The sequence below is a fragment of the Donghicola sp. XS_ASV15 genome, assembly GCF_041224595.1.
Taxonomy (GTDB): domain Bacteria; phylum Pseudomonadota; class Alphaproteobacteria; order Rhodobacterales; family Rhodobacteraceae; genus Donghicola.
This window is the reverse complement of the sequence record NZ_JBGFGN010000041.1, coordinates 1-1,174: the sequence shown is the minus strand read 5'-3', so window position 1 is coordinate 1,174 and position 1,174 is coordinate 1. Positions and strand designations below refer to the sequence as shown.

At 56.8% G+C, this 1,174-nt stretch carries 1 protein-coding gene; it reads left to right on the top strand.

Going from position 1 to position 1,174, the window contains the following annotated elements; genetic code table 11:
- Positions 1-339 precede the first annotated feature (339 nt).
- A partial coding sequence (gene cml / locus AB9K37_RS00540) for a CmlA/FloR family chloramphenicol efflux MFS transporter (protein WP_369835113.1) occupies positions 340-1,174 on the top strand: 835 nt, incomplete at its 3' end.

Here is a 1,174-nt window from a genome sequence, read left to right as displayed (position 1 = left end):
AACAGCGGCTTCGCGGTCTGATCCGTCCAGATCCAGCAGTCTGCGCGACCGCAGGTGCCGCTTGCGGCAGAAAATCCTTGTCTAGCGCTCGGATACAGGCGATCTTCACCTCAAACGACACGCCACTTGGGGAATGCAGGTTGCAACGCAACAACTAATTCGATAAGAGCTGCTATTCAATTTCGTAATCGTGGAGCCATCAGCATGGGAAATTCCAAGTCAGCAGACAAGTAAGCCGCAACATCAGAATTGTTGTTGCGGCGCTCTGTAAGACCAATCCCATCTGATTGCTGACGAGCAGACGCTGCCCGGTATCCTTAATCGAGCGGTTGATTCGTCATGACCACCACACGCCCCGCGTGGGCCTATACGCTGCCGGCAGCCTTGCTGCTTATGGCTCCCTTCGACATCCTCGCCTCGCTGGCGATGGATATTTATCTTCCAGTCGTTCCGGCGATGCCGGGCGTCCTGAACACGACTCCATCCATAATCCAACTCACGTTGAGCCTCTACATGGTGATGCTCGGTGTGGGCCAAGTGATCTTTGGGCCACTCTCCGATCGCGTCGGGCGACGGCCGATCCTGCTTGTAGGCGCAACGGCTTTCGTTGCTGCGTCTCTGGGAGCGGCTTGTTCTTCAACTGCATTAGCCTTTGTTGCGTTTCGTCTGGTTCAGGCTGTTGGAGCATCGGCCATGCTGGTGGCCACCTTCGCGACCGTGCGCGACGTATATGCCAATCGTCCCGAAGGTGCCGTCATCTACGGCCTTTTCAGTTCGATGCTGGCGTTCGTGCCTGCGCTCGGCCCTATAGCCGGTGCGCTGATCGGCGAGTTTTGGGGATGGCAGGCGATCTTCATCACACTGGCTGCACTGGCTTCGCTCGCACTCTTAAACGCCAGTTTCAGGTGGCATGAAACCCGACCGTTGGATCAGGCCAGAACGCAACGATCTGTTTTGCCGATCTTCGCGAGTCCGGCCTTTTGGGTTTACACGGTCGGATTTAGTGCCGGCATGGGCACATTCTTCGTTTTCTTCTCGACAGCCCCCCGTGTTCTCATAGGCCAAGCCGGCTATTCCGAGATCGGATTTAGCTTGGCCTTCGCGACTGTCGGGCTGGTCATGGTCACGACAACCCGCTTCGCAAAGTCCTTCGTTGCCAAATGGGGTATCGCGG